41 protein-coding genes and 1 pseudogene are annotated in these 25,910 nt (G+C 32.1%); 41 read left to right on the top strand and 1 reads right to left on the bottom strand.

Annotated elements, in window-relative coordinates:
* The first annotated feature begins 9 nt into the window (after positions 1-9).
* From LCM23_RS13170 to LCM23_RS13345, 37 genes are all read left to right on the top strand, one after another.
* The gene (locus LCM23_RS13170) at positions 10-336 is read left to right on the top strand and encodes a hypothetical protein (RefSeq protein WP_224937379.1); all 327 of its coding nucleotides are present in this window, start codon (positions 10-12) and stop codon (positions 334-336) included.
* A 50-nt stretch (positions 337-386) separates the two neighbouring features.
* The gene (locus LCM23_RS13175; RefSeq protein ID WP_224937380.1) at positions 387-839 is read left to right on the top strand and encodes a hypothetical protein; all 453 of its coding nucleotides are present in this window, start codon (positions 387-389) and stop codon (positions 837-839) included.
* Between the two features lie 25 nt (positions 840-864).
* Positions 865-1,089: a hypothetical protein gene (locus tag LCM23_RS13180; RefSeq protein ID WP_224937381.1), complete on the top strand. Its 225-nt coding sequence runs from the start codon at positions 865-867 to the stop codon at positions 1,087-1,089.
* A gap of 18 nt (positions 1,090-1,107) precedes the next feature.
* Entirely contained in the window at positions 1,108-1,263 is a 156-nt protein-coding gene (locus LCM23_RS13185; RefSeq protein WP_224937382.1) for a hypothetical protein, read from the top strand.
* A 159-nt stretch (positions 1,264-1,422) separates the two neighbouring features.
* Positions 1,423-1,842 (top strand): hypothetical protein, encoded by a 420-nt coding sequence (locus tag LCM23_RS13190; protein WP_224937383.1) that lies wholly within the window; start codon positions 1,423-1,425, stop codon positions 1,840-1,842.
* A gap of 38 nt (positions 1,843-1,880) precedes the next feature.
* Positions 1,881-2,162, top strand: a complete 282-nt coding sequence (locus LCM23_RS13195; protein ID WP_224937384.1) for a hypothetical protein — start codon at positions 1,881-1,883, stop codon at positions 2,160-2,162.
* Complete coding sequence (locus LCM23_RS13200; protein ID WP_224937385.1) at positions 2,134-2,700, top strand: 3'-5' exonuclease; 567 nt, start codon at positions 2,134-2,136, stop codon at positions 2,698-2,700. Before LCM23_RS13195 ends, LCM23_RS13200 begins: the two co-directional genes overlap by 29 nt.
* Before the next feature lie 71 nt (positions 2,701-2,771).
* Complete coding sequence (locus LCM23_RS13205) at positions 2,772-3,101, top strand: helix-turn-helix domain-containing protein (protein WP_224937386.1); 330 nt, start codon at positions 2,772-2,774, stop codon at positions 3,099-3,101.
* Positions 3,102-3,406: 305 nt separating this feature from the next.
* On the top strand, positions 3,407-3,580 hold the full coding sequence (locus LCM23_RS13210) for a hypothetical protein (protein ID WP_224937387.1): 174 nt from the start codon (positions 3,407-3,409) through the stop codon (positions 3,578-3,580).
* Positions 3,581-3,611: 31 nt separating this feature from the next.
* Positions 3,612-3,911, top strand: coding sequence for a hypothetical protein (locus LCM23_RS13215; protein WP_224937388.1), 300 nt, complete (start codon positions 3,612-3,614; stop codon positions 3,909-3,911).
* 392 nt (positions 3,912-4,303) lie between these two features.
* Entirely contained in the window at positions 4,304-4,681 is a 378-nt protein-coding gene (locus LCM23_RS13220; RefSeq protein ID WP_224937389.1) for a hypothetical protein, read from the top strand.
* 180 nt (positions 4,682-4,861) lie between these two features.
* Positions 4,862-5,440: an NAD(P)-dependent oxidoreductase gene (locus tag LCM23_RS13225; RefSeq protein WP_224937390.1), complete on the top strand. Its 579-nt coding sequence runs from the start codon at positions 4,862-4,864 to the stop codon at positions 5,438-5,440.
* 99 nt (positions 5,441-5,539) lie between these two features.
* A complete protein-coding gene (locus LCM23_RS13230; RefSeq protein ID WP_224937391.1) occupies positions 5,540-5,704 on the top strand; it encodes a hypothetical protein in 165 nt (54 codons plus the stop codon).
* Positions 5,705-5,923: 219 nt separating this feature from the next.
* Complete coding sequence (locus LCM23_RS13235) at positions 5,924-6,298, top strand: hypothetical protein (protein ID WP_224937392.1); 375 nt, start codon at positions 5,924-5,926, stop codon at positions 6,296-6,298.
* A 17-nt stretch (positions 6,299-6,315) separates the two neighbouring features.
* Positions 6,316-6,534 (top strand): hypothetical protein, encoded by a 219-nt coding sequence (locus LCM23_RS13240; RefSeq protein WP_224937393.1) that lies wholly within the window; start codon positions 6,316-6,318, stop codon positions 6,532-6,534.
* Between the two features lie 32 nt (positions 6,535-6,566).
* Complete coding sequence (locus tag LCM23_RS13245) at positions 6,567-6,719, top strand: hypothetical protein (RefSeq protein ID WP_224937394.1); 153 nt, start codon at positions 6,567-6,569, stop codon at positions 6,717-6,719.
* 28 nt (positions 6,720-6,747) lie between these two features.
* Positions 6,748-7,044 (top strand): hypothetical protein, encoded by a 297-nt coding sequence (locus LCM23_RS13250; RefSeq protein ID WP_224937395.1) that lies wholly within the window; start codon positions 6,748-6,750, stop codon positions 7,042-7,044.
* A gap of 51 nt (positions 7,045-7,095) precedes the next feature.
* Complete coding sequence (locus LCM23_RS13255; protein WP_224937396.1) at positions 7,096-7,326, top strand: glutaredoxin family protein; 231 nt, start codon at positions 7,096-7,098, stop codon at positions 7,324-7,326.
* Positions 7,323-7,706, top strand: a complete 384-nt coding sequence (gene nrdI, locus LCM23_RS13260; RefSeq protein ID WP_224937397.1) for a class Ib ribonucleoside-diphosphate reductase assembly flavoprotein NrdI — start codon at positions 7,323-7,325, stop codon at positions 7,704-7,706. Before LCM23_RS13255 ends, nrdI begins: the two co-directional genes overlap by 4 nt.
* On the top strand, positions 7,684-11,013 hold the full coding sequence (locus tag LCM23_RS13265) for an LAGLIDADG family homing endonuclease (protein WP_404826608.1): 3,330 nt from the start codon (positions 7,684-7,686) through the stop codon (positions 11,011-11,013). The genes nrdI and LCM23_RS13265 overlap by 23 nt, the downstream gene beginning before the upstream one ends.
* Positions 11,014-11,045: 32 nt before the next feature.
* Positions 11,046-11,993 (top strand): class 1b ribonucleoside-diphosphate reductase subunit beta, encoded by a 948-nt coding sequence (nrdF, locus tag LCM23_RS13270; protein WP_224937398.1) that lies wholly within the window; start codon positions 11,046-11,048, stop codon positions 11,991-11,993.
* 14 nt (positions 11,994-12,007) lie between these two features.
* Positions 12,008-12,529 carry a pyrophosphohydrolase domain-containing protein gene (locus LCM23_RS13275; RefSeq protein ID WP_224937399.1) on the top strand — a complete coding sequence of 174 codons (522 nt, stop codon included), beginning with the start codon at positions 12,008-12,010 and terminating at the stop codon, positions 12,527-12,529.
* A 57-nt stretch (positions 12,530-12,586) separates the two neighbouring features.
* Positions 12,587-13,426, top strand: a complete 840-nt coding sequence (thyA, locus tag LCM23_RS13280) for a thymidylate synthase (RefSeq protein ID WP_224937400.1) — start codon at positions 12,587-12,589, stop codon at positions 13,424-13,426.
* Between the two features lie 15 nt (positions 13,427-13,441).
* Positions 13,442-13,888 (top strand): hypothetical protein, encoded by a 447-nt coding sequence (locus LCM23_RS13285; RefSeq protein WP_224937401.1) that lies wholly within the window; start codon positions 13,442-13,444, stop codon positions 13,886-13,888.
* Between the two features lie 139 nt (positions 13,889-14,027).
* Complete coding sequence (locus tag LCM23_RS13290; RefSeq protein WP_224937402.1) at positions 14,028-14,261, top strand: hypothetical protein; 234 nt, start codon at positions 14,028-14,030, stop codon at positions 14,259-14,261.
* Positions 14,248-14,742, top strand: coding sequence for a hypothetical protein (locus LCM23_RS13295; protein ID WP_224937403.1), 495 nt, complete (start codon positions 14,248-14,250; stop codon positions 14,740-14,742). The genes LCM23_RS13290 and LCM23_RS13295 overlap by 14 nt, the downstream gene beginning before the upstream one ends.
* A 5-nt stretch (positions 14,743-14,747) precedes the next feature.
* The gene (locus LCM23_RS13300) at positions 14,748-14,969 is read left to right on the top strand and encodes a hypothetical protein (RefSeq protein ID WP_224937404.1); all 222 of its coding nucleotides are present in this window, start codon (positions 14,748-14,750) and stop codon (positions 14,967-14,969) included.
* A gap of 36 nt (positions 14,970-15,005) precedes the next feature.
* The gene (locus LCM23_RS13305; protein WP_224937405.1) at positions 15,006-15,467 is read left to right on the top strand and encodes a hypothetical protein; all 462 of its coding nucleotides are present in this window, start codon (positions 15,006-15,008) and stop codon (positions 15,465-15,467) included.
* Between the two features lie 21 nt (positions 15,468-15,488).
* Positions 15,489-15,755: a hypothetical protein gene (locus tag LCM23_RS13310; RefSeq protein WP_224937406.1), complete on the top strand. Its 267-nt coding sequence runs from the start codon at positions 15,489-15,491 to the stop codon at positions 15,753-15,755.
* 247 nt (positions 15,756-16,002) lie between these two features.
* Entirely contained in the window at positions 16,003-16,404 is a 402-nt protein-coding gene (locus LCM23_RS13315) for a hypothetical protein (protein ID WP_224937407.1), read from the top strand.
* 568 nt (positions 16,405-16,972) lie between these two features.
* Positions 16,973-17,326, top strand: a complete 354-nt coding sequence (locus LCM23_RS13320) for a hypothetical protein (protein ID WP_224937408.1) — start codon at positions 16,973-16,975, stop codon at positions 17,324-17,326.
* On the top strand, positions 17,323-17,514 hold the full coding sequence (locus tag LCM23_RS13325) for a hypothetical protein (protein WP_224937409.1): 192 nt from the start codon (positions 17,323-17,325) through the stop codon (positions 17,512-17,514). Before LCM23_RS13320 ends, LCM23_RS13325 begins: the two co-directional genes overlap by 4 nt.
* 29 nt (positions 17,515-17,543) lie before the next feature.
* The gene (locus LCM23_RS13330) at positions 17,544-18,227 is read left to right on the top strand and encodes a hypothetical protein (RefSeq protein ID WP_224937410.1); all 684 of its coding nucleotides are present in this window, start codon (positions 17,544-17,546) and stop codon (positions 18,225-18,227) included.
* A 58-nt stretch (positions 18,228-18,285) separates the two neighbouring features.
* Positions 18,286-18,822, top strand: coding sequence for a Holliday junction resolvase RecU (locus LCM23_RS13335; RefSeq protein ID WP_224937411.1), 537 nt, complete (start codon positions 18,286-18,288; stop codon positions 18,820-18,822).
* A gap of 4 nt (positions 18,823-18,826) precedes the next feature.
* Positions 18,827-18,952 (top strand): hypothetical protein, encoded by a 126-nt coding sequence (locus LCM23_RS25920; RefSeq protein WP_263624235.1) that lies wholly within the window; start codon positions 18,827-18,829, stop codon positions 18,950-18,952.
* Between the two features lie 86 nt (positions 18,953-19,038).
* Complete coding sequence (locus tag LCM23_RS13340) at positions 19,039-19,467, top strand: hypothetical protein (protein WP_224937412.1); 429 nt, start codon at positions 19,039-19,041, stop codon at positions 19,465-19,467.
* A 32-nt stretch (positions 19,468-19,499) separates the two neighbouring features.
* Positions 19,500-20,984: a recombinase family protein gene (locus LCM23_RS13345; protein WP_224937643.1), complete on the top strand. Its 1,485-nt coding sequence runs from the start codon at positions 19,500-19,502 to the stop codon at positions 20,982-20,984.
* Positions 20,985-21,066: 82 nt separating this feature from the next.
* Here the strand turns inward: LCM23_RS13345 and LCM23_RS13350 are convergent.
* Positions 21,067-21,558: pseudogene (locus LCM23_RS13350) on the bottom strand (asparaginase); the annotation flags it as partial.
* 102 nt (positions 21,559-21,660) lie between these two features.
* On the opposite strand from LCM23_RS13350, the gene prsW reads away from it, so the two are divergent.
* From prsW to LCM23_RS13370, 4 genes are all read left to right on the top strand, one after another.
* Positions 21,661-22,347, top strand: a complete 687-nt coding sequence (gene prsW, locus LCM23_RS13355) for a glutamic-type intramembrane protease PrsW (RefSeq protein WP_095372734.1) — start codon at positions 21,661-21,663, stop codon at positions 22,345-22,347.
* 517 nt (positions 22,348-22,864) lie between these two features.
* Positions 22,865-23,641, top strand: a complete 777-nt coding sequence (gene sleB / locus LCM23_RS13360; RefSeq protein WP_373370920.1) for a spore cortex-lytic enzyme — start codon at positions 22,865-22,867, stop codon at positions 23,639-23,641.
* A 13-nt stretch (positions 23,642-23,654) separates the two neighbouring features.
* Positions 23,655-25,004 carry a germination protein YpeB gene (gene ypeB / locus LCM23_RS13365; protein ID WP_224937414.1) on the top strand — a complete coding sequence of 450 codons (1,350 nt, stop codon included), beginning with the start codon at positions 23,655-23,657 and terminating at the stop codon, positions 25,002-25,004.
* Between the two features lie 229 nt (positions 25,005-25,233).
* Positions 25,234-25,887, top strand: a complete 654-nt coding sequence (locus LCM23_RS13370; protein WP_224937415.1) for a flagellar brake protein — start codon at positions 25,234-25,236, stop codon at positions 25,885-25,887.
* Positions 25,888-25,910: the final 23 nt, after the last annotated feature.

Below are 25,910 nucleotides of genomic sequence, written 5' to 3' on the forward strand. Positions count from 1 at the left end.
TGATAAATTATGAGTCAAGTCACACATATTCATGAAATTTTACCTTACACATTTAACAGTGTAGTTACCTTTCCTAATGGAGATGTAATTCAAAAGCAACTAATAGAAGGCAGAGAATATGCATATAAAACAATCTATAATGGTGATGTTACAATCGTTATTATGGACAATGGAGCAAAAGGTGTAGCGAAAAGAAGTCCAAAAGATCCGTATTCAACTCAGATTGGCCATGACATTGCTCATGCAAGAGCAAGAGTAGCTAGTGCTAATAAAGAAATCGAGCGAATATCAAAAACTCAATCAGTTAAGGAAAGACGAATTAAAGTAAGTAAATAAATTATGATTTTAAATTGAAAATAAATAAATATAGAGGAGTTGTTTTGCGAATGATGATTTTCCTTACTGTTATTTTGTTAATTTTCCAATTAGCTGTATTAATTAAAGGTAATCCTTGGTACGAAATTAATAAGTTGTTTGGCGAGGAGGAGATAAGGAAACAACAGGTTGGATCAGACAATTATATACCAGATAAGAAGTTGCTCGAAGGAGCACTAATAACCATAGCTTTAGGAATACCATATATTTTGTTTCTCTTACTTTACTTATGTTTTTCTATAAATTATGATCCGCACACTTTGCCTACTATCATTTTGTTAGCATACTTTATACTTTCTGTTTTAGTTGCTGTATTAAAGAATAAAAAGAAAGACCTATCTTCAGAGAAAAAAGTTGCTGCTTTTCGGAAGAAATTCAATAAAAGGCACACATTTAGAGGGAAAGTGATTCAGTTGGTTTTTATTTCATATTATACATACATGCTTATTCATTTAATCAAATAAATTTTAAATTCTAAAGGAGAAAAAAATGAAAAATTATAGAGTAAAGATTTTGTTTGACAATGGTGTGGAAACAATTTATGAAACAGGAAAAGTCAGCGATGAGAAAATGCAGGAATTTATTAGTTTACCTTACACCTCATTCAAGGAAGGGAAGCATGGGGTATTGCAATTGCCTAATGGATACGGAAGCAATGACTTTATCGATATAACAAAAGTGTCAAAGGTAGGACTAATACCACTAAACGATTAAAATGGAGGAGAAATACTTATGACTAAATTAGAAGAGTTGCTAAATGAATACTTTGCTACTGAAGGTTTAACACTACAAGATCACTTAGATGCTGCTAAGGGAGAAGTAAATTTAGAAGATGCTCTAGAAGAGTTTGCTAAACTAGGATACTGGTTAAAAGATAAGGTAAACTAATTACGAATACTTCAGAAGTAAGTTCTGATATTTCTCGGGAAAGCGCAGGATTTGAGTGTTTTCTATTAAATGTATGTTATAAGTACATAATACGACAAATAAAAAGTAGTTAGTCAGTCAAATTGAAAATAAATAAATATAAAAAAGGTGGGAAAAGAAGTGAAACAAATATTAGGGCAAAACTTAGATAAGGCATTTAAAGTTTTAAATATAGAAGCAAAAAAACTCGTAGAAACACAAGAAAACAAATATCAAGTTTGGGAGTTAAATGAGCAAAGTTTTGATGAATTAATAATGTGTGAGGAATGGGAAGAATCATTCGGATGGTGGAGAAGTGGCAGATCTATATATGAAGGTAGCGCTGAAAAGATCTTCAATGTTAATGGTAAACAAATGTTAGGTTACATAAATGAAGTAACATATATGGACTATTTTGATAAGGATTATTCTAGTTATACAGACTGGTTGAGCGAGGTAATGTGCCTATCCACAGAGAAGAATGTAGCGATTTTTGCTGAAAGTTTAGCAGAGGATAATGGAATGAGCTTAAGTGAATTTATTTCAACTTTTGAAAAGTAATAAAAGATGGTTTTTATCTGAAAATGGAGGGATTCATAGTGTACCAAGGAATTAACAAAGCAATTGATCAGGTAATCTCTAAACATAAAAAAACAATAGAAAGAGACACTCATTATTATATACAGGGATTAGAGGTTGCTAAACTACTAGTTGACCAAACTCAGGAAATTGATGTTGAAGAAGTTCCATATGAGACATTTGAAAATATCGTTCAAATTCTTAGTAATTATCTAGAAAAAGAAGATATGGAAAAGATTATTGCTGAAGTCTTTATTTCTAAGGAGGATGAGGATGGTCAAGAGAATAGATGTAATGGTTGATATAGAAACACTAGGCACTGATTCATCTGCACCTATATTCCAAATTGCTGCAATTGCGTTTGATATTGAGACTGGTGAACATTATGACAAGTTTAATAAAATTGCAGATATTGAAAAAGAAGAATATATGCCTATTGATGGCTCAACGTTGAAATGGTGGTTAAACACCAATAAAGAACTGTTGACTGACTTGTTGAATAAGGGGAAAGGAAGCTTGGATGACTTGCTGGATGACTTCCAAAAATGGTTGGAGTATTTATCAGATGATGCTAAAAACATTTACTTATGGGGAAATGGAATCTTATTCGATAATAAAATGCTCCAGTATCAACTGAGGGAATACCCTATCTATTATAAGAATGATCGTGATGTTAGGACAATTGTAGACTTAGCTGGGAAGAAATTAGGAGTTACTGAACAGGAATTAAAGGATAGCTATAATAATGATTCTCTAGTAGCACATGATGCATTTGATGATGTTAAGTACCAAATTAATTTAGTTGTAGGTTGTTATAAGGAATTAATTAAAAACAACTAAAGTAAATTGTTATCCTTCATTGTGGCATCTATATATTTATATATATAATACTAGATGAAAGGGGTGCTACAATGGATGAATTAGATAAGCAAATAGGATCTCAATTAAGAAGGTTAAGAGAAAGTAAGCAGCTTACATTAAGGGAAGCTGGAGACAAAATAGGTATTAGTCACACTTATGTAAGCAAAGTTGAGAAAGGACAAATACCAAGCTTACAAACATTACATAGAATATGTGAATTTTATGATATTAAACTTTCATCTTTGTTCTCAAGTGAAACAGAAGATCACATGTTAGCAAATAAGTGGACTAGTTTTAACGATGAATTATCCAAGAGAAATGTTACTCCAGAAGAAGTAATACAACTATTAGATGGATTGAAAATAATTAAGAGATTATAAATGTCTCTTAATTTTAATTGAAATTAAATAAATATGAGTAGTGTTGATGTTGGTTTTATTTTTTTAGATATGAAGAGGTGAAAGAAAATGAGTATTAAAACGAGAAAGATAGGAATGTGATACGCAAATTTGAAAAAAGAGAATCAAATTTTGAGAAAGAAAATCGAAGACTTAGAACTTCAAAATAAATTACTAAACAATCACAATAAACAACTTTTCATGCAACAAAAGTGTGAAAAATTTTTTTGGCACAAAACTCTGAAAATGAACTGATAAAATGTAAGATCTATAAAGGAGGAAACCTTATGGACAAGACTCGTTATAATTTAGGGATTGATAACTACTATGGCACTGTATATGCTGTTGAAAATAACGATAATACATACCATGTTGAACTTGATGATTACTCTGGCACAAGCAAGAGAGTAGTTAGTAAAGAGTTATTTGATTTGCTGATAAAAGAGCTAGATATTGGTTAATGAAATTTCCATTTTATACAGAGGTGAAAATATGAATGAGATTAAACGCATTGATGTTAAAGAGTTTAGAGTAAAAGGATATGTGCAAGAATTGAATCGTCAGTTTCTTCATCCACTTGGAATGGCGCTTGAAATTGTTATTGATGAGGATGGAAATGAGAGTTTAGGTGGAATTTGGGATTATCGTGAAGATACAGAAGGGATTCTTTATGCAGATGAAATTGCAAAATCAAGAAGATTTAAAGAAAATATAGAATTTGTAAGACAGCAATGGAGAGAAAAAGAAAAGACTAGAAAAAAGATTCATGGCTTTATGATACAGAATAGATAAAATGCGAGAATTATGAAGCTTATAAAGGGGCGATTAAATGTTGGCTAAACTACAGTTTTGGTTGTTTAGTAAGGGTTCTACTAAAAATCATTATTTATACGAGAGATTGGGGAATTTTGTGCAAGACATTAGAACTAAAATAAACAAATAGATTTCCATTTTATACAGAGGTAAAAAATAATGAAGAATCGTATCGTAAAGACCTAGTTGAAGCTAGTAATGAATACCATGAAGCGATTTGTGATTACATCGAAAAAAAAGGCCTCGATGAACTTGTAAAAGTTGAAATGGAAATGAAAATCAAATGGCTTCAATTAATGGCAAAAAGAAATGGTCATAACTTGCATATTGATATTGAATGAAATGTGAATTTTATAAAGGAAGTGAGAATAATGAAGATTGCAGACTGGTTTCGGGAGAAAGTACGAAAATATCTTGGTATTACAGAACTAGAAGAAAAGAGACAGAAGGATATTATTAGAAATGAACAGAGGTTTTCTACATTATTTGATAGGTTAAATCAATTACAAGAGCAAAATGAGAATATTATTAAAGAGAACAATGCTCTTATGAAACAATTCAATATATCAGCAGACATAAATCACTATGAGAATCATAGTTGGGCAGTAATATCAATTCAAGGCAGACCAGAGTATGTCAAATTTGTAAATCTCTCAAATCAAGATATGAGAAGCATACATAGCTACTTAAAGCAATTTGAAAGGACAAATAGGACAATGGATAGTCCTTTACAGTTTTTAAAGTTTTGATAAAACTTCTATTTTAATTGAAAATAATTTTTTATAAAAAACACGAATGAGTAAAAGAAGATATTTTTACAGCAACAAGAATTAGCATTTGATAAAAATAGAGACTAAGCGTTCTCAGCAGACAGAGCGGAGTAAATTGAAAATAAATTTTCTAAAAATAGTAAAACTAGGGGGATATAAATGAGTTTGAAGGGATTATCTGTTTCAGGAAGAGTGAGGTCTGATGGGATAGATTATTATGCTACACCTAATTGGGCAACTGAAGAATTAATAAAAAGGGAAAAATTTGAGGGATTGATCTTAGAGCCATGCAGTGGAGCAGGAGCAATCTCAAAAGTACTTGAGGAAAATGGGTTAGATGTTATTTCTTCTGATATTAGAATTGATGAACATATTTATGGAGAAAAAGGAATTGACTTACTTTCAATAGAAGAAACTCAAGCTAAAAATATAATTACTAATCCACCATTCTTTATGGCAACTGAATCTGTAGAAAAATCATTAGATTTAATACCAGATGGAGGAAAAGTAGCTATGATATTGAAAATTCAGTTTTTAGAGGGGCAGAAACGCTACAATTTCTTTCAAAGTACGCCCTTGCGAAGAGTATACGTATTTTGCAAGAGGGTCGTATTTTGGAACGAACTGTTGCAAGTAGATGACGGGAATAGAAGTAAACATGGAGGTACTATATGTTTTGCTTGGTATGTGTGGGAGAAAGGCTATAAAGGCAAGCCTGAAATTGAGTGGATATTATAGAAAAAATACCTTATATGCGAAGAAATGCAAAATAAATAAAGTTAACTAAATGAGGCGGTCACAATCCAACGATCAATTAAAGAGGAACTTAGAGAAACATTGCTATCTGAATTAGGAGAACTAGAAGAAAAGTATTCACAATTAATACATACACTAGAAGCAGAAGAACACCTTGGTGAAGAAGAAATAGAAAGCCTCAGAGAACAAATAGATGCAGTATACAGTAAATTTGATCAAGTATATAGTTCAGTTTATTTTACATAAGCATATTGACTTTTAATTGAAAATAAATTAATATAAACTTACAGATTGATAGACTGAAAATTATTGATCTGTAAGGGGGTGAAGATATTGAAGAGACTAAAACAGTTGAATATGCTTATCGTTACACTTGAAAAAAGACTGAAAAAACTTTACCAAGAAAGAGAACGCTTGTTTGATAACTTAAGTAACTCATGATAAAATTAGCTGGGGTGATTTGCTATGAGAGCAGCTATATCAGATGAGTTGATGAATATGATTACTGAGAAAATATATATTGACTTAGAAATTAACGTGTTACATAATCGATTAGAAAAAGCTGTTAAAGCAAACAACGAAGAATTAATACCTAAACTGAACAAAATTATTTATACTGTTACCAGGGAAAGAAAACATATTAATTCCCTTCTCAGAGAAAACAACATTAAAGTGTTTGAGCCTGAATACTTTTACGACTCACCAGATGCTGATCCTATATTTATAGATTATAGATATTATCAAAAAGTTAAAGGTGGATACAAGGAAGGCTCCCAAAGATTTTGGAAAGATGCTATTAAATATAAGCTTAAATTACGAGTACAGAGACACTTTAACTAAACAAGAAAGGCCATATTATGACCGAACAATGTATGATATGCAATGAATTAAAAGAAACATCAGGCAGCACAATTAGATTAACAGATGATAATGGAGATAGAGTTGAGATATCTGGTCACACCATTTGCACTGATGGATTGATGGAACAAATTAAGAGAATTGAAGATTTTAAGAAAAAAAGAATGAAAACAGTTTTAAAAGAATTAGGTTTTTTACATTTATTAAATAGCAAATAAAAGTTACATTTTATTTTAAGGAGGTGAGACACTTGTTAGAAACACTTCAACAAGAATTGCAGGACTATCTACAAGTACTGGAAAGAAGAGCAGACAGTCATACAAGAAAAAGGGAATCCAAAGAGGCTGAAGCTATTTGGAGAATCATCGCAGAGTTAGAGACATTTGAATCACACTTTAATTGAAAATAAATTAATATAAAAGGAGATAATGATGAGCAGATATGTAAAAAGAGATTCTGTTTACTCTGCCTGTGAAGTAGTAGCTGAGGATAGTACGATTGATACTCAGAGTGGGATACAACCAGTATTCAAAGGTAATATAATTCTATATGATCAAGCAGGTAACCCACTTGTATTATCAAAAGAAATCTTTGAGTCTGCATATGAAGAAATTCCAGAAAAAGAAGAAAAGAAACTTAAAACTGAGAATAGAGCATATCTCGATGAGATGGAAAATGCTTATAAGCAAAGTTGGGTCAACAATGAAGATTACATATTTAACACATAATGAATGTTAAATTAAAAATAAATTAATATAAATAAAGAAAGTGAGATTACAATGCTGAAAGTTTATACTAAAAATAATTGTCCGAAGTGTGAAATGGTAAAGAATGTACTTAATTCAAACGAGATAGAATACGCAACAATTAATGTAGAAGAGGATGCAAGTGCTTTTGATTACTTAGTTAACACATTACAGATGAGACAGTTACCAGTTATCGAACCAGAAGAAGGAGAAATATTCTCAGGTTTTGACCCAGACAAGCTGAATGGATTAATCAATAAATGAAGCTAGTTTATATTTCGTTGACAGGGAACGTAGAAAGGTTTGTTAAACACACAGGCCTAGATAATATATCTATTGATGACAACCTCCCTTTCAAAGAAGTTCTTGAAGATTATGTGTTGGTTATCCCTTCTTATGAGGGAGAACTTATAAATGGGATAGCCGATGCATTTATAAATTATAAAAACAATAAACAGTATCTAAAAGGAATCGCAGCTAGTGGGAATAGGAATTTTGGAGATGATTATTGTTTAAATGGAAAACATTTATCTCAAAAATATAGCAGACCTTTAATTCTCATGTTTGAATTTAGCGGAACAAGCCAGGACTTAGTAAGATTTAAGAAGGAAGTGGAAAATATTGAAGTCACCAGAACTGAGTAAGTCAATAAAGAAAGAGTCTTATTTCACATTAAATAACTTAGTTAACATACCTAAAGATGGTAGGATTCAACTAGACAAAGACAAGGAAGCAGTTAAAGCATACTTCCTCGAATACGTTAATCCAAATACTGTATTCTTCTATACGCTAGATGAAAAGTTAGACTACTTAATCGAGCATAATTACATTAAAGGAGAAGTAATAGATAAATACTCTAGAAAATTTGTAAAGGGACTATTTAAAAAACTATATAAACATAAATTTAGATTTAGATCATTTATGGGTGCTTATAAGTTTTATTCACAGTATGCACTTAGAACCAATGACGGTAAAAGGTTTTTAGAAAGGTATGAGGATCGAATCGCATTCAATGCGTTATTCTTTGCGGATGGAAACGAACAATTAGCTTTAGATTTGTCTGAAGAAATGATTAATCAGAGATATCAACCAGCAACACCCAGCTTTCTATCAGCAGGTAAAGCAAGAGCAGGTGAATTGGTTTCTTGTTTCCTTATTGATGTTGGTGATTCTATGAATAGTATCGGAAGAGCAATAAATTCTGCATTGCAACTTTCAAAAATTTCTGGTGGAGTGGGAGTTAACCTTTCCAATATTAGAGCAAACAATGATCCAATAAAAAATGTAGAAGGAATGGCTGATGGAGTAATTCCTATTATGAAGTTGCTTGAAGATTCATTCTCATATGCTAATCAAGGTGGGGTAAGAGATGGTGCAGGAGTAGTATATTTGAATGTCTTTCATCCAGATATTATAAACTTTTTATCAGTAAGAAAAGAGAATGCAGATGAAAAATCAAGAATAAAAACCTTGTCACTAGGGTTAATCGTACCTGATAAATACTATGAACTCATTAAAAAGAATGAGGTTATGTATCTTTTCTCTCCTTATGATGTTGAGCGATACTATGGTAAAGCATTCTCATACGTAAATATTACAGAAGAATATAGTAATATGGTTGATAATCCAGAAATCCGTAAGACGATGATAAGAGCTAGAGACTTGGAAACAGAGATAAGCAATTTACAGAATGAGAGCGGATACCCTTACATCATAAATATTGATACTGTTAACAACGATAATCCTATTTATGGACAAATCATTATGAGTAACTTATGTGTTACAGGAGACACAAAAATCTTAACAGAGAATGGATATAGAGCGGTTGGTGATCTTCATGAGAGTAAAGAGGATTTAAAAGTAGTTATCGACAATAGAACAAAACATCTTAATGTAAATGAAAAAGGTGTTTCTCTAAAAGATGCGATACCAATGCAGCTAACAGGAACTAAAAAAGAAATTTATAAAATTAACACTAAAGAGGGGTTTGAAATAAAGACAACTCAAGACCATAAGTTCTATGTGAAGAAAGGTGATGAAATAATTAAATTGCCATTAAACGAACTTAGTATTGGTGACAGGTTATTAGTTCAATCTTCGGAAGGTTCGTTTGGTCAATTTCATGATCCTGAGCTATCTTATCTGATGGGTATAATCGGAGGAGATGGAACATTTACTAAGAATGCTGTGAAAATTTATCTTTATGATAATAAAAGGGTTTTAAAGGATAGAATTGAAAGTTTGGTAGCCAATGTAATAGAAAGGTATTTAGATAGAGATATTAAACATAATGCTTCTTTAAATCCTAAATTCACTAACCCTCAGAAAGGGTTACTGGCTTTAAATAGCGGTCTGTTGGCTTATATTTTTGAAAAGTTTAACTTTACTAAAGAAACAAAATTAGATTATCCAGGGTTCTTGAGCAATGCGGACAAAGAAACAGTGGCAGCTTATTTAAGTGGACTTTATCAAATGGATGGAACAGTAAATGCAAGTTTTGAATACAAATCTTTAAGTATAGAGTTAACATCTGTACATAAAAAGCTATTGATTGATTTACAAACAATTTTGCTAAATTTGGGTGTTTACTCAACCATTTATAATAGAGGAGAGAGAAACAATGCCCTATTACCTGATGGTAAAGGAGGTTCAAAATACTATAATGTAAAACCTGCATATAAATTAGTTGTTCAAGATAGAGTTTCAAGAGAAAGGTTTGTTAAATTCATTGAGCTAAAAGAATATGATATGTATAAATTCAACTTATTAACTAGTAAATTAAAACCAAAGTCTAGAAAACCTAAACATGATTTTACAGCTACAATAGAATCTATTGATTTCAATGGTATCGAAAATGTGTATGACACTAAGCAGGAAGATTACAGTTCACTTATTTTTGATGGATTTGTCACTGGGAACTGCACTGAAATTTTCCAAGTCCATGTGCTTTCAGAAATTGAAGATGATCAATCATACTCAATCCTAGGTAAGGATGTTAGTTGTAATTTAGGTTCAACTAATATAGATAACCTTATGGGATCAAATGATTTTGGTAAATCTGTTAGAACAATGCTGAGAGCATTAACGTTTGTCTCTAATTCATCAAATATTGAAGTTGTACCTTCAGTGAAAAATGGTAACGACTCTTATCATGCAGTTGGGTTAGGAGCAATGAATCTACATGGATTCTTAGCTAAAAATCAGATTGAATATGGCTCACCAGAAGCCATAGAATTTGTAGATGTCTATTTTAAACTTTTAAATTATTGGACTTTGTATGAAAGTAATCAGATTGCAATTGAAAGACAAGAAACATTCCATGAATTTGAACTCTCTACATATGCTAATGGTAAGTATTTTGACAAATATTTAAAAGGTGATGAGTTTTCTTTTGAATATGATAAGATTAAAGACTTATTCAAAGGTATCTCAATTCCTTCTAAAAAAGAATGGAGTGATTTGAAGGAGTCCGTAATGAAGAGTGGTTTATATAATGCATACAGGTTAGCAGTTGCACCAACTGGTTCTATATCATATGTAAATGAAGCGACTGCATCAATACATCCTATCGTACAGAGAATAGAAGAAAGAACAGAAGGAAAACGAGGTAAAGTTTATTATCCTGCACCTTACTTATCGTCAGATACAATACCGTATTATGTTTCAGCTTATGATATTGACCAAAGAAAAATCATTGATACATATGCAGCTGCTCAAAAACACGTAGATCAAGGAATGAGTATGACGTTATTTTTAAGGTCAGAACTACCTGAAGACATGTACGAGTGGAAGAATGACACATCCTATCCAACTAAAAAAACAACAAGGGATTTAAGTATCCTAAGAAACTATGCTTGGAAAAAGGGTATTAAATCAGTTTATTATATTAGGACTTACACAGATGATGGAGAAACTATCGGTGCAAATGAATGTGAGAGTTGTAGTATTTAAATTAAAAATAAACACATATCGGGGGATTTGATTTGATTCATAATACTATAAACTGGAACGCCATTGAAGATATGGTGGATAAATTAACATACGAGAAACTTACGAGCCAATTTTGGCTCGTGACCCGTATGCCAGTATCAAAAGATATAGCAGATTGGTCTAAGTTACCTAAGAAAGAAAAGAGACTAGTAGAAAGAGTTTTTGGAGGTTTAGCAAAGTTAGACACACTTCAATCTGAAGAAGGTTTAGAATCACTAAAAAAATCAGTGAAAACAAAGCATGAACTAGCCGTATATAACAACATTCAATTTATGGAATCAGAACACGCAAGAGCATATAGCTCAATCTTTAGCACATTAAACACAGCACAAGAAATTCGGGAGATATTTAACTGGACTGATAATAATGAGTTTCTATTGAAGAAAGTTGAAATTATTAATGATATCTATTTAAACGGATCACCATTACAAAGAAAGGTTGCTAGTGTGTTTTTAGAAAGCTTTCTATTCTATTCGGGGTTTTATACACCACTATATTACTTAGGGAATTCAAAACTAATTAACGTAGCTGAAGTAATCAAATTGATTCTTAGAGATGAATCTGTTCATGGTACATATATAGGATATAAATTTCAACAAGGATTTAAAGAGCTAACTGAAGATGAGCAAAGCAACATAAAAAATTGGGCATATGAGTTACTGTATAAACTATATGAAAATGAAGTTAAGTATACAGAATTACTCTATGATGAACTTGGATGGACTGAAGATGTAAAAGTATTTTTACGGTACAACGGGAATAAAGCTTTGATGAATCTAGGTTTTTCGCCTTTATTTTCTGATACAGCAGATGATGTCAATCCAATTGTAATCAATGGCCTTTCAACTGGAACAACTAATCATGACTTTTTCTCTTCAGTTGGTAATGGATATTTACTATCTGAAGTAGAAGACATGAAAGATGAAGATTATTCATATTAAAAGGAGACTAACAAATGACAAAAACAAAAGATAAACAAAATAATCAAATGTACTATATGGTACAAGATTTTCATAAAGCATTTAAACATAAATATTCTGATACACCCACAGCCATTGATAAAGAAACAGCTTTAAATAGAACAGTATGGACAGGTGAGGAATTAGTTGAATTCTTATATGCAACAGTAGGTGGAAACACTGTAGAATTCCTACAATTATTTGAGGATTTCAAAGAAGGCTTAGAGCACGCTTGTGATAAAATTGTATTTAATCAACCAGAAGTAGATGATGTAATTGTTGCTCAAGCAGATGCTTTAACAGACATTGAATACTTTAATCAAGGAACATTTAACATTTTAGGAGTTGAACCTTTCAACCTGTTCAAAATTGTGCAGAATGCTAATATGGGTAAATTATGGGAAGATAGTCAACCCAGATATAGAAAAGATGGGAAGATAATGAAGCCTCCACATTGGGAAGAAAAATACGCTCCAGAGCCTAAGCTGAAAGAAGAAATCGAACGTCAAAAGGGTTAATTTATACAGAAATACTAGGGAGGATTTTTATTCTCTCTAGTAAATAGGAGTTGAAATATGAGTAAAGCAGATTTAATTATTAAGAATAACATAGAAAAATTATTGACTAATGGTGTATCTGAAAAGGGGCAACTAGTTAGACCAAAATGGAAAGATGGAACACCTTCATACACAAAGAAGGTCTTTGGTGTATTAAATGAATATGATCTAAGTGAAGAGTTTCCTGTGGTCACATTAAGACCTACTGCCTGGAAAACTGGCCTTAAAGAGTTGATGTGGATTTATCAAGACAAATCTAATGATGTAAGAATGCTTGAAGAAAAGTATGGAGTAATGTATTGGTCAGAATGGGAAAATGAAGAAGGTAACTTAGGTAAAGCATATGGTAGGCAGCTGCAATACGAGCATAAATATAAAGAAGGCTATTTCAATCAAATTGATAGATTGATATGGGATTTAAAGAAAAATCCCTTTAGCAGAAGAATGATCACTAACCTATACAATCATAGTGATCTATACGATATGACATTATATCCATGTGCATTCATGACAATGTGGGATTCAGATGGTAAGAGTTTGAATATGTCCTTAATTCAGAGATCAAGCGATTTCACATTGGCTGGAAGTATTAATGTAACTCAATATGCTTTATTACAACATATGATTGCTCAAGTTACTGGTTTAAAAGTAGGAAGGTTACACCATTACATAAATAATCTACACATTTATGATAGACATATTGGTCAAGCAACGGAACTAATTCAAAGAGAACCTTTAACTGCTCCAACTTTACTTATTGATGATTCAGTTAAAAATTTCTATGATTTTAAACCAGAACATTTTACATTAGAAAATTATAATAAACACTCACAAATGAAATTTGAGATAGCTATTTAATAGAAGGAGGAAAATATGACAGCAACATTAGAAAAAACATTAGACAGAGAGGTGCTGATTAAACTAATTCATAATAAACTCAGGTGGTCTGAAAGTATTGTCAGATCACTGAGTGAAGCATCTTTAAATGAGATTTATTCATATGTTATTAAAGGATATTTAGTCACTAAAGTAAAAACTAATACAGATGGATATGTAATCAATATGAGAATCCCCAAGAAAATAGCAGTGAATTACGGGATAGGTTATGGAGATTATTTTGACATTAAGGTCAATCTAATGAAGAAAGAAGTTCTATTGTTAAAGATCGGAAGAAAAGAAATCAAAGTAAAATCTAATCGTTTTATTACTTTGCCTGTTAAGTTAGCTGAAAAGAAGTTGCTAAAAGGAACTGACGATACGCTTGTTGTAGCTATGGAAGATAGGATATTATTGAAATCCTTTAGTTATATGATTAATTAGTATTTAATTGAAAATAAATAAATATAAAATAACTTATTTTTGACAGAGTTTACGAAAAAAGAATAAGTAAGGGTAATTGAGTGTTATGGGAATGTGTTATATATGAAAGTTGAATTTTATTATGAATGGTGGAACTTGTATGGATGATATTAAATACTTTAAAGCTAGATACGAAATGGAGATTGAATTGTGGAATCAGGCTATGGATATGTTGAACAACAATAGTCAAGATTCTCTTGAGTATAAGGAAGGAATGGATATAGCCCGAACAATAGAAAGCTATAGTAATTTGATTCATAACAAAATGATGATGGAATATGGTGAGACTTATTACAAATTTGCTACTGGAGGAGAAACAAATGAAAGAGATTGATTCAATTGAAATAGTACTAGAAAATTGTGAGTCTATCAAAATCGGAAGAGAGGATTTGGGAACATTTGAGGTATCAGATATTAAGAGATCAATATCCAGAATGGCGATGAATAGCATTAGTGATTCAATGTCAGCGGAAGAGATTTTCATACAGATATCACCAAAAGCAAATGTCCATTCATCCTTCATTTCAACCTGGCATGATGAGGAATCAGGGATAAAACCTTTTGATAGATTAACTAATCATAACGATATTACAGCAATTAATATCAATTATCAAAATGGTAGTAGCGAATACATATTTGTAAATTGGGGAGGAGACTCAGAGTGTGAAAATTCATTCCAAACTAGTGAAACCAATAAGCATAATGGTGATTTGTTCATAGCTATAAGTGAAAAAAATAAGGCGGAATTATATTTCTCAGATGACTTAGAAGATGAAGATGCATGGCATTGGGAAATGTATTCCGAAGGAGTTTAAAATAAATGGGTAAAAATATGAGCTATTTTGATGCAGTGGGTGTAGTTGAGGCGGAACTTTGGAATGATGCAATGCTTACTATGGAAAAAAATGATCACGAATCAGTTAAACATAAGCATGCGTTAGATGTTGCACGAATAATAGATAACTATCAAAATCTCATTCACAATTCAATGGTAGAAAAACATGGTGAGGATTATTCGAAAAAGTTTAAAATTTACTACTGATAAAACAAATCTTTTATAAGAGGAAGGGGCTTCTATTTGAGTAAAAGTGTTTTAGAAGAAAACTATTCACTTAAGGATGCTTTAAAATCAATTAGAAAAAGACTGGAAGAGACTGATGAAGAGAATATCCGTAGCAGAGAATTTTGGAAAGCGCATGATCCCAGCAGAATAAAAGAATCTATGGAAGAAGAAAATTGGAACGATAGCCTTTATCTAGTTTACAGAAATGAAAACTATGATAATACATTTTATATTTTCAAAGACGACTCAGACATAGTAAGCTGGTTAGAAAATAAATGGGATGATTGGTGTTTATGGGATTACGATGATATACAAGGTTTCCTAGACGATGAATTAATTGTTTGGAAATTTCACAGAGATATTTGCATTGACAAGTGGGAAATTCTCTATAAAGAATCAAAGCCTTTTATAAAAGGGTGGTCAAGAAAGAGAGAATATGTAAGCTTCGAAACAGTGCCATCGTTTTCAATAAGCTAAATAATTTTTTGGAGGAATTAGATGGAGAAAGTTTACGTAATAGAGATTTCAAGTGAATATGATGGGCTAGATAAACCATATTCAAACATGCAAGGAGCTTACACTACATATAGGGCTGCATCAGAGTGGCTTATTAATGAAGGTTTTAATGTATATTGTGATGAGCAGTTTTGTTATCCAAATAATTATAATGAGCTTTATTTTGATAATTGTGATGATGAAGAATACTCAACTGCAACAATTCATGAGGTTAATATGTTTGTAGATTACACAAGGGAGGTTAAATAAATTAAATTTAATTGTGAACTATTAAAAGTCGGAGAACCAGTTTATCTACATGAATCCCTAAATCTACCACATTATGGATACGGTATGATTACATACATAAATGAAGAAATGATAATTATTAAGATGGAAAACAATGAAATAGCTATTCTTGATGCTGACACAAAAGATTTAAAACTTACTTTACCAGGAAGAGAACTATGGGTAAACAATAACTTGATAATAAATTAGTCAATAAAGGAGTTAATAGATGAACGATTTAAGAGAAAAGTTTATTAATAAAGGTATACCATATGACAACATTGACAAAGAAATGATAGAAGTTATTGATGTATTAAACTTTCAGCTCGGGTTGAAAACAAAATATTGTTGCTATGGACACAGAGGGCAAGACTTTACACACATAGTATTTCATGAGTCTGTAGATGACGAAAAAATATATAGGCTAGGGGAAATCATTTGCAAACAATGGCTGCCTAATTTTGTATCATTGAAAAAATGGATTAGATTCACAGAAAAATTTCAACCCAATTGGGTTCTCGAAATAGGAGTTAGATATAAAGATCCGAATTCTCCAGAGAAGAGAGAGCGCTTTGAACGTATTGTCAATGAGTTGAAAAGAATTGATAGAAGTGCATTAGAAACTGAATAGATTTGGAGGCATAAAGATGAAGTTGCTAGATATGATTGAAGTAATTGACACAGAACTGCTAGTACATTCTTAGATTATAGAGACAATGAAAGGACAAGGAATCTCTCAAATAAGCATGAAAGAACATGAAGTATTATTGGAGCTCACTTTTGAAGTGGTGAAGCTTTTTAAAAAAGAAACCTTACAAAAGAACAATATTGCAGACAAGATAGAAAATCTAATAGATGTTCTCGATAAGCATAAGAGAGCAGACTTATTTAAAAGGAAAAAAAGTTGAGAAATAAAATAACAGTTTTATTTGAAAATAAATTAATATAGGGGTGGTTAAAAGTGCTTATTTTAGAATCATTGAGACAAAGTGAAAATATAAAAACTCCATCTGGCCATGACCGACACATCCACTCTGAAGGAAGTAGGGAGCATGTTCTATCGTTTACTACTAATGGAGTTAAATGTAGTCATGAAAATTGCATAATAAATAAAACTAACTCTCTAGATGTGAGTGATTGGATATTCATTAAGAAACTAAACAATAACGAAAAATACTTCATGGGATATAAAGAATGGAGTGGTTGGTATCGCAACTGAACTTGAAAAAGTAACCCAAGAGATTATTAGAAAAGTATTCCAAGAAGAGCAATTAAAGCAAAACGAAATCAAGTTTATTGTTAATCGGTATATTAATGCTACAAAAGTTATTGCTCAATTTACCTTAACTTCTGAGGGCACTGGCTATATGAGCAAAGTATTTAAAGAAGGCTTAGAGGAGGCTAGAGAACTATCAAATTATTGGAAAGAACAACATGAGGAACAACTAGAAAAAACTGACGCTTATAGGACAGCTTACTTAAAGGAGAAATCTAAAGTAGAGGAGTTGCAAAATGAGTTGAAAACTATATTGAAAGGAGGTGAGAATAAATGACACGATATGAAGTTTTAAAGGAAGAGCTATTTCTTATAAATGAGCTATTGGAAACAATAAAAGATAAACAGAAACAATTAAGGATACCATATGCCGAAGAATCGGAACTGGTTAAAGAAGAAATTAAACTTCTTAAAGAAAAGAAATCGTTAATTGAAAAAATGAAATTAGAATTGAAATCTTATTAATCAAATTAAAAACGGAGAGTGAGCGAGAGATGTTAAAACTTTTTACATATCAAAAAGAGCTAGCAAATGCTAAAGAAAGAGAAATTGAAATTAATTGGTGTCGTGGAGCTGGTAAAAGAGTAGGGGTAGCGGTATATATTTTAGAAAACAAGCCTAAAACAGTCCTATTTTCCAACATGAAACATCAGTACAACAGCTTAATTGATACTTTTAAGTGGTTACAAAACTTTTATAAATTTGAAATAGTAGGTAATGCACTAATCTTTAAAGATGAAGTGGTTCGCTTACATACACCAGATATTAAAAGTGAAGGGAAAGTATACGACTTATACGTTGTAGAGAAAGAATCTTACTTAGAGCCTAGTGATTATAAAAGAAAAATTACCGTATCTACAAAAAATGTTAGCGAACTAAAAAGAAACCCTTCAGTTAAATACATAGATGTTGATTATAAGATGGCAATAGAAAATGGAGCACTAAAAATGCAAACAGTAGTAGATTGCTTACTTGATAGTAGCAGGGATCATTTCTATAATTCACTAGCCATCCTAGATAAGCCAACTTTTAACATGAGCTTAGAAAGCTTTTCTAAAGTAGCAATCCAACGCTTACAGAAACAATACCTTGATATTCAAGATAGAAACGATACTGTATTAACACGTAAAGATTTACTAGCAATGATAAGAGAGTTGACTAACTTTCAAAAACGATAAAAGTACTAGGAGACTAGTATCTCACTAATCTTCTAGTTTATAAAGGGTGATAATCTAATTGAGTAAAGAAGGAAAGCAATTTGAAGAAGATTTAAAGAAATCAGCATCAGATCAATCGATTTTCTTCTATAGAATAAAGGATGTAAATCCTATGTTTCTTAAAGCTAACACTGCTGTATCGAAGAATGATTTTGATTGCTTTATATATAAGAAACCTAATTTATTCCCTGTTGAGCTTAAATCAACCAAAGCAAAGTCAGTTAGCTTTAGTGAAAAGATAATTAAGAAACATCAAATTAAGGCCTTGGAGAATGCAAGTAAATATGATGGATTAGTTGCAGGATTCATATTTAACTTTAGAGCTTATGATAACTCTACATATTATGTACCAATTAATGAATTTTTAAAGTATAAATACATAGCTGAGAATCAAATTAAGGAACATACATATAAAGCCAAGGTAAATAAATCGAGTATAAGTTTGGACATATGCGAAGAGATTGGAATAGAGATTAGCAACGTGAAGAAGAAAGTAAGGTATAGATACTACATAAATAGTTTATTAGAGAAACTGATTAATAGGAATGGAGAGTGATAGCATGAGAAAACCTTTGAAAATTATTAAGCATAAGCATATTCAAGATAAAGCTGAAGAAGAAATACTAAGACTAATGCCTGAATATATTCAAGTTAATTTAGTAAAGGCGATAAATAAGTATTTTTAATGTAATAGAGTAGATTGTTAATCATTTACAATCTACTCTATTTTTTATATAGTAGTATTAATAGAATTTAACAGGAGGTATTAACAGTGAGAGCCAATTGGTCTTTGGAGGAAACTGAATTACTAAAAAAAATTTATCACATAAAAACTTCAAATGAATTACAGGAATTCTTCCCACAATATACTAATACACAGATATTAAGAAAAGCCAAACAGCTAGGAATAAAAAAAAGACCTGAAGTTGCTAAACAATCAAGGTTATCGAATTCTATTATCCAACGTAATGATTTATGGTCAGATGAAGAGAAAAAGATAGTTTTAGAGAATTATGAAAAAATGGGAGCAAAAGGAGTTAAAGAATTACTCAACAATCATAGGTCAGAGGAACAAATCAAAAAAACTGCTTATCGACTAGGGCTAAGACGTGAACAAACAACAACCATATGGGAACTAACAGAAATTAATGTAAATCGAGAGAAACTATTCACTGTAGAAGTCGTTTATAAAGGGAGGTAATTAATTTGCAAACACTATATTCAACCAATAAAGTGATAAATGCTATTAAGAATGTAGCAATTTATCCTCGTAAATCTAGAGGTGAAGTAGACCAAGATTTAGAGAAGCATCTACTAATTATGAAAGAAATTTGTGAGCAACATGAATGGAACTATGTTGAGTATCCTGAGATTGGCTCTGGTGAATCAATAGCTGACAGAGTGAAAATTAAAGAGTTAATTAAAGATGTAGAAGAAGGGATGTATGATGCGGTTTTAGTATTTGACTTTGACCGACTTGGTCGTGGTAGTGGGACTGATCAAGACACTATTAGAAGATTATTTAAAAGTACAGATACATTAATTATTCAAGCAAACCCTTTTGAAATTTATGATTATAATGATGAACGTGATGAAGAAACAATGGATTTTAAGGGGTTTATTGCAAGAAGAGAATATAAAATGATTACAAAGCGTCTATCTACTGGCAGAAAAATTGGACTTAGAATGGGTAGATGGAGTAATGGGGTAGCACCGTTTGGATATAGCTATAACGCTGAATTGAAAAAATTGCAACCTCATCCAAAAGAATCGGAGATATACAAAAGCTTAATATTGAATGAGTTTTTGAATGGAAAGTCTACTCATGATATCGCATGGAATCTAAATAAGAAGCAAATCCCTTCCCCTAGAAATGGTTTATGGTCTCCTACTACAGTGAACGCATTATTAAAAAGCGATGTCCATTTAGGTCATATAGTATTCAATAAAACAGAAGGTGTTAGAACTTCACAAACAAAATCCTTGGATAAAAAGCCATTTAGAGTTAAACCAAAAGAGGAATGGACTACAGTGAAAAATTGTCACACTCCCTTAAAAACAGAAGAACAGCACATGAGGATAATGCATCTTATGGGATATAAAAGATCACATTCCAAGGGTGGAAATATTAATTCACTTAGTGGATTAGTTAAATGTTATAACTGCGGTAATACACTTACTATCCAAAAAAACGAAGAAGGTGAAATGTTTTTTAAAAAATGCACTAGCTGCAATGAGTGTAAAGGAGGCAATGTTCAGCTTGCAGAAGACGCTATTTATGAAAGCCTAATTAAAATAAAGAAGAACCTAATTAGAATAAATAATGAACAAACTAACAATGAAGAAAAACGAATTCTTTTAGAGAAAATAGAAATGCTTGAAAATGAACTAGATAAGAATGAAGGAGCTTTAGAAAAAATTGAAGAGGCATTTGAAGAAGGAATGTATACAGCAGAAAAAGCAAAGAAAAAAATGAAAGTGAGACAAGAAAAGATATTAGAGTTAGAAGATGAGTTGAAAAACTATAAGAAAAATTTAGGCTCGTTTTCATTGGTGACTAATCAAGAAAGAATTAATAAAATAGAAAATGTAGTAGATTTTATTAAAAATGGAAGCAGTCCTGAAAAAATGAATGCGATCTATAAGTCAATTATTAGTCATATTATATGGAAGAAAGTCGACCTGAGCGAAGTAAGAGTGACTGTAAATTTTCTTTAAGGGGATAGACTTGAGGCAATACAATTTCCTTTTTAATTAAAGACCATACATAGGATCATAAAAGTACCTATAACTAATTCTATGTATGTGTCTTTGTCACATTTTCAGCTGTGTGAATCTCATCATTCAGCACTACTAAAACGCCTTTTCCATCCGCTTCATCACAAATGGCTACACGAATAGAAGAAATCAAATTATATAATCCATCTGAGCCAATTTCATTACTAGAGCGCATAGCCCCAGTCACAACAATCGGCAAAGAACCCTTTACTGTTAAGTCAAGAAAATAAGCGGTTTCTTCCAATGTATCAGTACCATGTGTAATGACAACACCAGATACCTTATCCTTGTAAGAATGAATTAAGTTTCGTAATATAAGCATTTCTTTTTGCGTAATATGGGGAGAGGGTAATTGAAATGGTTCTTCGACGATCAAGTGTGCAAGCTCATTTAACTCTTTTGTTTGTCTTGTTAATGGGTTTTCTTCATTTGTTAATACTGCACCTGTTTCAACATCCTCACTCATAGAAATGGTCCCACCTGTATGAATTAGGAGTATTTTCTTTTTATCCAACTTGGTACCTCCAATTAATATGTAATTATTTTGGTAAATTTATTTTCAATCTTACCTATACATGATACGATTAAAGAAAAGCTTTGAAAAGAGGAACAGCCCATGCTGGGATTAATATCTGCTGCCATTGCTCCTGGCTTGGCATTATTAAGTTACTTTTATTTAAAAGATCAATATGAGACTGAGCCCTTTTCGATGGTTTTTAGAACCTTTTTATTTGGGGCACTTCTTGTGTTTCCCATAATGTTTATCCAATATGTATTTGAAGTAGAACAAGTGTTTACTTCTCATTTTGTTTCTGCTTTTCTTTCTTCTAGTATGCTTGAGGAATTTTTTAAGTGGTTTATCCTACTTATTATTATTTACCCCCATGTGCACTTTGATGAACCGTATGACGGCATTGTTTATGGCGCAGCAGTATCACTTGGGTTTGCAACATTGGAGAATATCTTTTATTTATTGACACTTGGTATAGAGCATGCGCTAGGTCGTGCGTTATTCCCGGTTTCTAGTCATGCTCTTTTTGGTGTAATTATGGGCTATTATTTAGGAAAAGGAAAGTTTTCGAAAAAATCTAGAGGGAAATGGCTATGCCTATCTCTAGCAACTCCTTTTCTTTTGCATGGAACATATGATTATATTTTATTAACATTAGAAAATTGGTTGCTGTTTATTGTTCCATTTATGATCTTTCTTTGGTGGATGGGGCTAAAAAAAGCCAAACAAGCGAGAATACTAAGTGCTAAATATAATCAATCATTAGAAGATACAAGAACAAATTATGGTTAACATAGGTTAAAAAGAGGCTATGAGTAATGAGTTTCAGATAAAGTAAGAAGGTGGATTTGAGTACACTCAAATCCGCCTTCTTTTCTTTTTGTCAAATCACCAAGCTTCCTACGGCTGACGGATACCTTCTAAAGGAAAATAAGTAATCACAACATTTAACATAGAAGTTGAATTTTATAAAAATCGTTAAATCTCAAGCGTACTAGCCTCTATTTGATGACCACCCTGTAAATGCTATATTTATCCAAATGATTTTCTCATTGAATTTGTATAAAAAGCCAATTGGAACAAAAAATAGATGTATTGTTAGCTTCCTCGCTGATTAGTAAACGTGAAAAAAGATGAGATCGAGGATTAACTGTTACAGCCATCATTTTTTGCCTGCAAAACGCCATATTAGGTTACCTGATTGTTTAACAGATGAAAAGATGTATTTTTGGAGGTTAGTATGATGAAACAACTATTGATGTTTACTAAAGTGATGCTAATACTACTGCTTATAGCGACGACTATTCCAATGGCTGAATTGGATAAGTCGGCAAATGCTTTTTCGAATCAAGTGATTAGACAAGGAGCGATAGGCGATGATGTCATTGAGCTACAAGCAAGATTGCAATATTTAGGATTCTATAATGGTAAAATCGATGGGGTCTTCGGATGGGGCACATATTGGGCATTACGTAATTTTCAATATGAATTTGGCTTGGATATAGATGGGCTTGCTGGTTCTGGTACGAAGGAAAAGTTGGTGAGTGCGTCAAATTATGATAAGCAATATGTGAAGAATCAAATTAATCAAGGGAATTCATTTACACATTATGGCGGCACGGATTTAAGTCAACAAGCACCTGCTAATAATAGTGGATCAAATCAAAATGATGGTAATGCATCAAGTGGTAATTCCGGTGGTACAACTTCAGCAAATGTTCCTAGTGGATTCTCGGAAAACGACATACAAATGATGGCAAATGCGGTATACGGTGAGGCGCGTGGCGAACCTTATATAGGGCAGGTAGCGGTAGCGGCAGTAATATTGAACAGAGTAGAAAGTGCGTCTTTTCCAGATACGGTTTATGGTGTGATCTTTGAACCAAGAGCATTTACGGCGGTTGCAGATGGGCAAATTTGGCTAACACCTAATGAAACAGCGAGGGAAGCAGTGATAGATGCAATTAATGGCTGGGATCCGAGTGGAGATGCCCTTTATTACTTTAATCCAGATACTGCAACAAGTCCATGGATTTGGACAAGGCCACAAATTAAAAAAATTGGACAACATATTTTCTGTAAATAAGGAGTGAAGTCACGTGTTAAAAGGAATACTCATAACTGTTCTTTCAGTTGGTGTTATCGGAACTGCTGTCTGGGGTTATCAAGAACATCGTGAGAAAAATGCGATATTAATTAACGCAGAAAACAATTATCAACGTGCATTTCATGAACTCACTTATGAAATCGATGTATTACATGATAAAATCGGATCTACATTGGCAATGAATTCTAGAAGTTCACTGTCTCCTGCGCTTGCGGATGTTTGGAGAATTACCTCTCAAGCACATTCAGATGTAGGTCAACTACCACTATCCCTTTTACCATTTAATAAGACGGAAGAATTTTTAGCACAAATTGGTGAGTTTAGTTATAAGGCAGCGATTAGAGACTTGGATAAAGACCCATTGACTGATGAAGAATATCAGTCTTTACAAGGATTATATAAGCAGGCAGCAGATATTCAATCAGAATTACGGAATGTGCAGCATATGGTCGTCAAAAATGACTTACGTTGGATGGATGTAGAAACAGCGCTTGCTACAAATAATGAAGCAGCAGATAATACAATTATAGACGGCTTTCAAACCGTCGAAAAAACAGTTGAGGGATACGATGAAACGGATTTAGGTCCCGCATTTGTAAGTATGCAAAAGAAAGATGAGAACTATCAATACTTAGAAGGAAAAGAAATATCTAAAAAAGAAGCTGTATCAGAAGCGAAGAAATATGCGCAATCCCCTGATGATGTTAAAGCAACCGTGGCAGAAAATGGCGAAGGATCGGATTATGGATTTTTTAGTGTATCACTAAGGTCTCCTAAAGAAAGTATAGAAACCAATTTAGATATTACTAAAAAGGGCGGTTATCCTATTTGGCTTATCACGGCAAGAGGTGTAAAACAACAAAAAATTAGTCTGGAAGATGCTCATCAATCAGCAGTGAAATTTTTAAGGGATAATGAATTTGAAGATCTTGATCTATTTGAAAGTGTGCAATATGATCAAATGGGCGTGTTTACATTTGTGTCTAAACAGGACGATGTAAGAATTTACCCAGATTCAATTAAGATGAAAGTAGCATTAGATAATGGGCAAATTTTAGGATTTTCAGCAGAGGATTATTTGAAATCCCATCATAAGCGAGATATTCCTCAAGCTGTGTTAGCAAAAGAGGAAGCAAGAGAAAAAATCAATAGTCAACTAAAAATTATGGATGACCGTTTAGCGATTATATTGAATGATAGTAATGAAGAAGTACTTTGTTATGAATTTACTGGGACATTAGGTGAAGACACGTATCGCATCTATATTAATAGTGAAAATGGAAGAGAAGAAAAAGTAGAAAAATTGCAAAATGCAGAACCGATTTATGAAGATGTGGTATAAGGCAAATAAGGACCCGAAAAGGGTTCTTTTTGTTTTTTTTATGGAAATCATTGGCTAAATAAAGACATGAAGATGAAATATAAACGTAGAAAAAAATTAGGACTAAATAGAGTAATGCGATTATACCATGATGTTAATAAATCTCATCTCATTCAAATAAAAATATAGTTCTTTTGTAACAGTTAAGTGATAAAATAAGGAAAAGTAGAAAAGATTAGGAGGGAATACATTGTCACCAGGTGATCAATTGTATATAGAACATTATCTATCAAGTGAGGGCAAGTACATATCTAGAATTGCTGAAATTAAAGAGGATATATTACATATTCATTATCCCGTTTGTTTACAAACGAATCGGAAAATGTACTTAGTAGATGGAAGAAGAATTAAGTGTGTTGCTTACAATGCAAATGGGAAAATGTTTTTCTTCTCTGGAAGAGTGGTCGGTCGAATGATGCAGTCAACACCATTATTGAAAATTGCTTATGCAAAAGAATTTACTCATGAGAAGGAACAAATGAGGGAGTATGTTAGAGTTGATTTCAATGAATCTGTTGAAATTCAACCCGTAGGTGAAGGGATGTCTCATTCTATTATAGGGATAAGTAGAAATATAAGTGCAGGGGGAATAGCTGTAGTTGTTAATCATTTCACCTATTTGTATAAACCATCGCCCTATTTATTGCGTTTTACACTTGTGATAGAAGGTAAAAAGCGTTCCTTTGTTTTAGCGTCAGAATATGTAAGGAAAGAGGCATTAGCAGATGGGCGTCTCGTTATATCATTTAGATTTCCACAAATAAATGCAGAAGATAGACAAGCAATGATGAGGTTTTGCTTCGAACAACAGTTACTTCATATGAAGAAAAGTAAACAATCTTAAGCAGAACAGCATAAAATCTCTTT

The organism is Cytobacillus kochii (assembly GCF_020171845.1).
GTDB lineage: Bacteria > Bacillota > Bacilli > Bacillales > Cytobacillaceae > Cytobacillus > Cytobacillus kochii.

What these genes read in the sequence shown, in the direction of transcription:
- sleB (WP_373370920.1), top strand. Translation starts at nt 22,865, where the DNA reads ATGGCTGAATTGGATAAGTCGGCAAATGCTTTTTCGAATCAAGTGATT.
- LCM23_RS13240 (WP_224937393.1), top strand. Translation starts at nt 6,316, where the DNA reads ATGACCGAACAATGTATGATATGCAATGAATTAAAAGAAACATCAGGC.
- LCM23_RS13275 (WP_224937399.1), top strand. Translation starts at nt 12,008, where the DNA reads ATGACAAAAACAAAAGATAAACAAAATAATCAAATGTACTATATGGTA.
- LCM23_RS13330 (WP_224937410.1), top strand. Translation starts at nt 17,544, where the DNA reads ATGTTAAAACTTTTTACATATCAAAAAGAGCTAGCAAATGCTAAAGAA.
- LCM23_RS13180 (WP_224937381.1), top strand. Translation starts at nt 865, where the DNA reads ATGAAAAATTATAGAGTAAAGATTTTGTTTGACAATGGTGTGGAAACA.
- LCM23_RS13215 (WP_224937388.1), top strand. Translation starts at nt 3,612, where the DNA reads ATGAATGAGATTAAACGCATTGATGTTAAAGAGTTTAGAGTAAAAGGA.
- LCM23_RS13225 (WP_224937390.1), top strand. Translation starts at nt 4,862, where the DNA reads ATGAGTTTGAAGGGATTATCTGTTTCAGGAAGAGTGAGGTCTGATGGG.
- LCM23_RS13250 (WP_224937395.1), top strand. Translation starts at nt 6,748, where the DNA reads ATGAGCAGATATGTAAAAAGAGATTCTGTTTACTCTGCCTGTGAAGTA.
- LCM23_RS13315 (WP_224937407.1), top strand. Translation starts at nt 16,003, where the DNA reads ATGAACGATTTAAGAGAAAAGTTTATTAATAAAGGTATACCATATGAC.
- LCM23_RS13220 (WP_224937389.1), top strand. Translation starts at nt 4,304, where the DNA reads ATGAAGATTGCAGACTGGTTTCGGGAGAAAGTACGAAAATATCTTGGT.
- nrdI (WP_224937397.1), top strand. Translation starts at nt 7,323, where the DNA reads ATGAAGCTAGTTTATATTTCGTTGACAGGGAACGTAGAAAGGTTTGTT.
- LCM23_RS13290 (WP_224937402.1), top strand. Translation starts at nt 14,028, where the DNA reads ATGGATGATATTAAATACTTTAAAGCTAGATACGAAATGGAGATTGAA.
- LCM23_RS13200 (WP_224937385.1), top strand. Translation starts at nt 2,134, where the DNA reads ATGGTCAAGAGAATAGATGTAATGGTTGATATAGAAACACTAGGCACT.
- LCM23_RS13310 (WP_224937406.1), top strand. Translation starts at nt 15,489, where the DNA reads ATGGAGAAAGTTTACGTAATAGAGATTTCAAGTGAATATGATGGGCTA.
- LCM23_RS13210 (WP_224937387.1), top strand. Translation starts at nt 3,407, where the DNA reads ATGGACAAGACTCGTTATAATTTAGGGATTGATAACTACTATGGCACT.
- LCM23_RS13325 (WP_224937409.1), top strand. Translation starts at nt 17,323, where the DNA reads ATGACACGATATGAAGTTTTAAAGGAAGAGCTATTTCTTATAAATGAG.
- LCM23_RS13185 (WP_224937382.1), top strand. Translation starts at nt 1,108, where the DNA reads ATGACTAAATTAGAAGAGTTGCTAAATGAATACTTTGCTACTGAAGGT.
- LCM23_RS13255 (WP_224937396.1), top strand. Translation starts at nt 7,096, where the DNA reads ATGCTGAAAGTTTATACTAAAAATAATTGTCCGAAGTGTGAAATGGTA.
- LCM23_RS13175 (WP_224937380.1), top strand. Translation starts at nt 387, where the DNA reads ATGATGATTTTCCTTACTGTTATTTTGTTAATTTTCCAATTAGCTGTA.
- LCM23_RS13285 (WP_224937401.1), top strand. Translation starts at nt 13,442, where the DNA reads ATGACAGCAACATTAGAAAAAACATTAGACAGAGAGGTGCTGATTAAA.
- LCM23_RS13235 (WP_224937392.1), top strand. Translation starts at nt 5,924, where the DNA reads ATGAGAGCAGCTATATCAGATGAGTTGATGAATATGATTACTGAGAAA.
- LCM23_RS13205 (WP_224937386.1), top strand. Translation starts at nt 2,772, where the DNA reads ATGGATGAATTAGATAAGCAAATAGGATCTCAATTAAGAAGGTTAAGA.
- LCM23_RS25920 (WP_263624235.1), top strand. Translation starts at nt 18,827, where the DNA reads ATGAGAAAACCTTTGAAAATTATTAAGCATAAGCATATTCAAGATAAA.
- LCM23_RS13295 (WP_224937403.1), top strand. Translation starts at nt 14,248, where the DNA reads ATGAAAGAGATTGATTCAATTGAAATAGTACTAGAAAATTGTGAGTCT.
- LCM23_RS13170 (WP_224937379.1), top strand. Translation starts at nt 10, where the DNA reads ATGAGTCAAGTCACACATATTCATGAAATTTTACCTTACACATTTAAC.
- prsW (WP_095372734.1), top strand. Translation starts at nt 21,661, where the DNA reads ATGCTGGGATTAATATCTGCTGCCATTGCTCCTGGCTTGGCATTATTA.
- thyA (WP_224937400.1), top strand. Translation starts at nt 12,587, where the DNA reads ATGAGTAAAGCAGATTTAATTATTAAGAATAACATAGAAAAATTATTG.
- LCM23_RS13300 (WP_224937404.1), top strand. Translation starts at nt 14,748, where the DNA reads ATGGGTAAAAATATGAGCTATTTTGATGCAGTGGGTGTAGTTGAGGCG.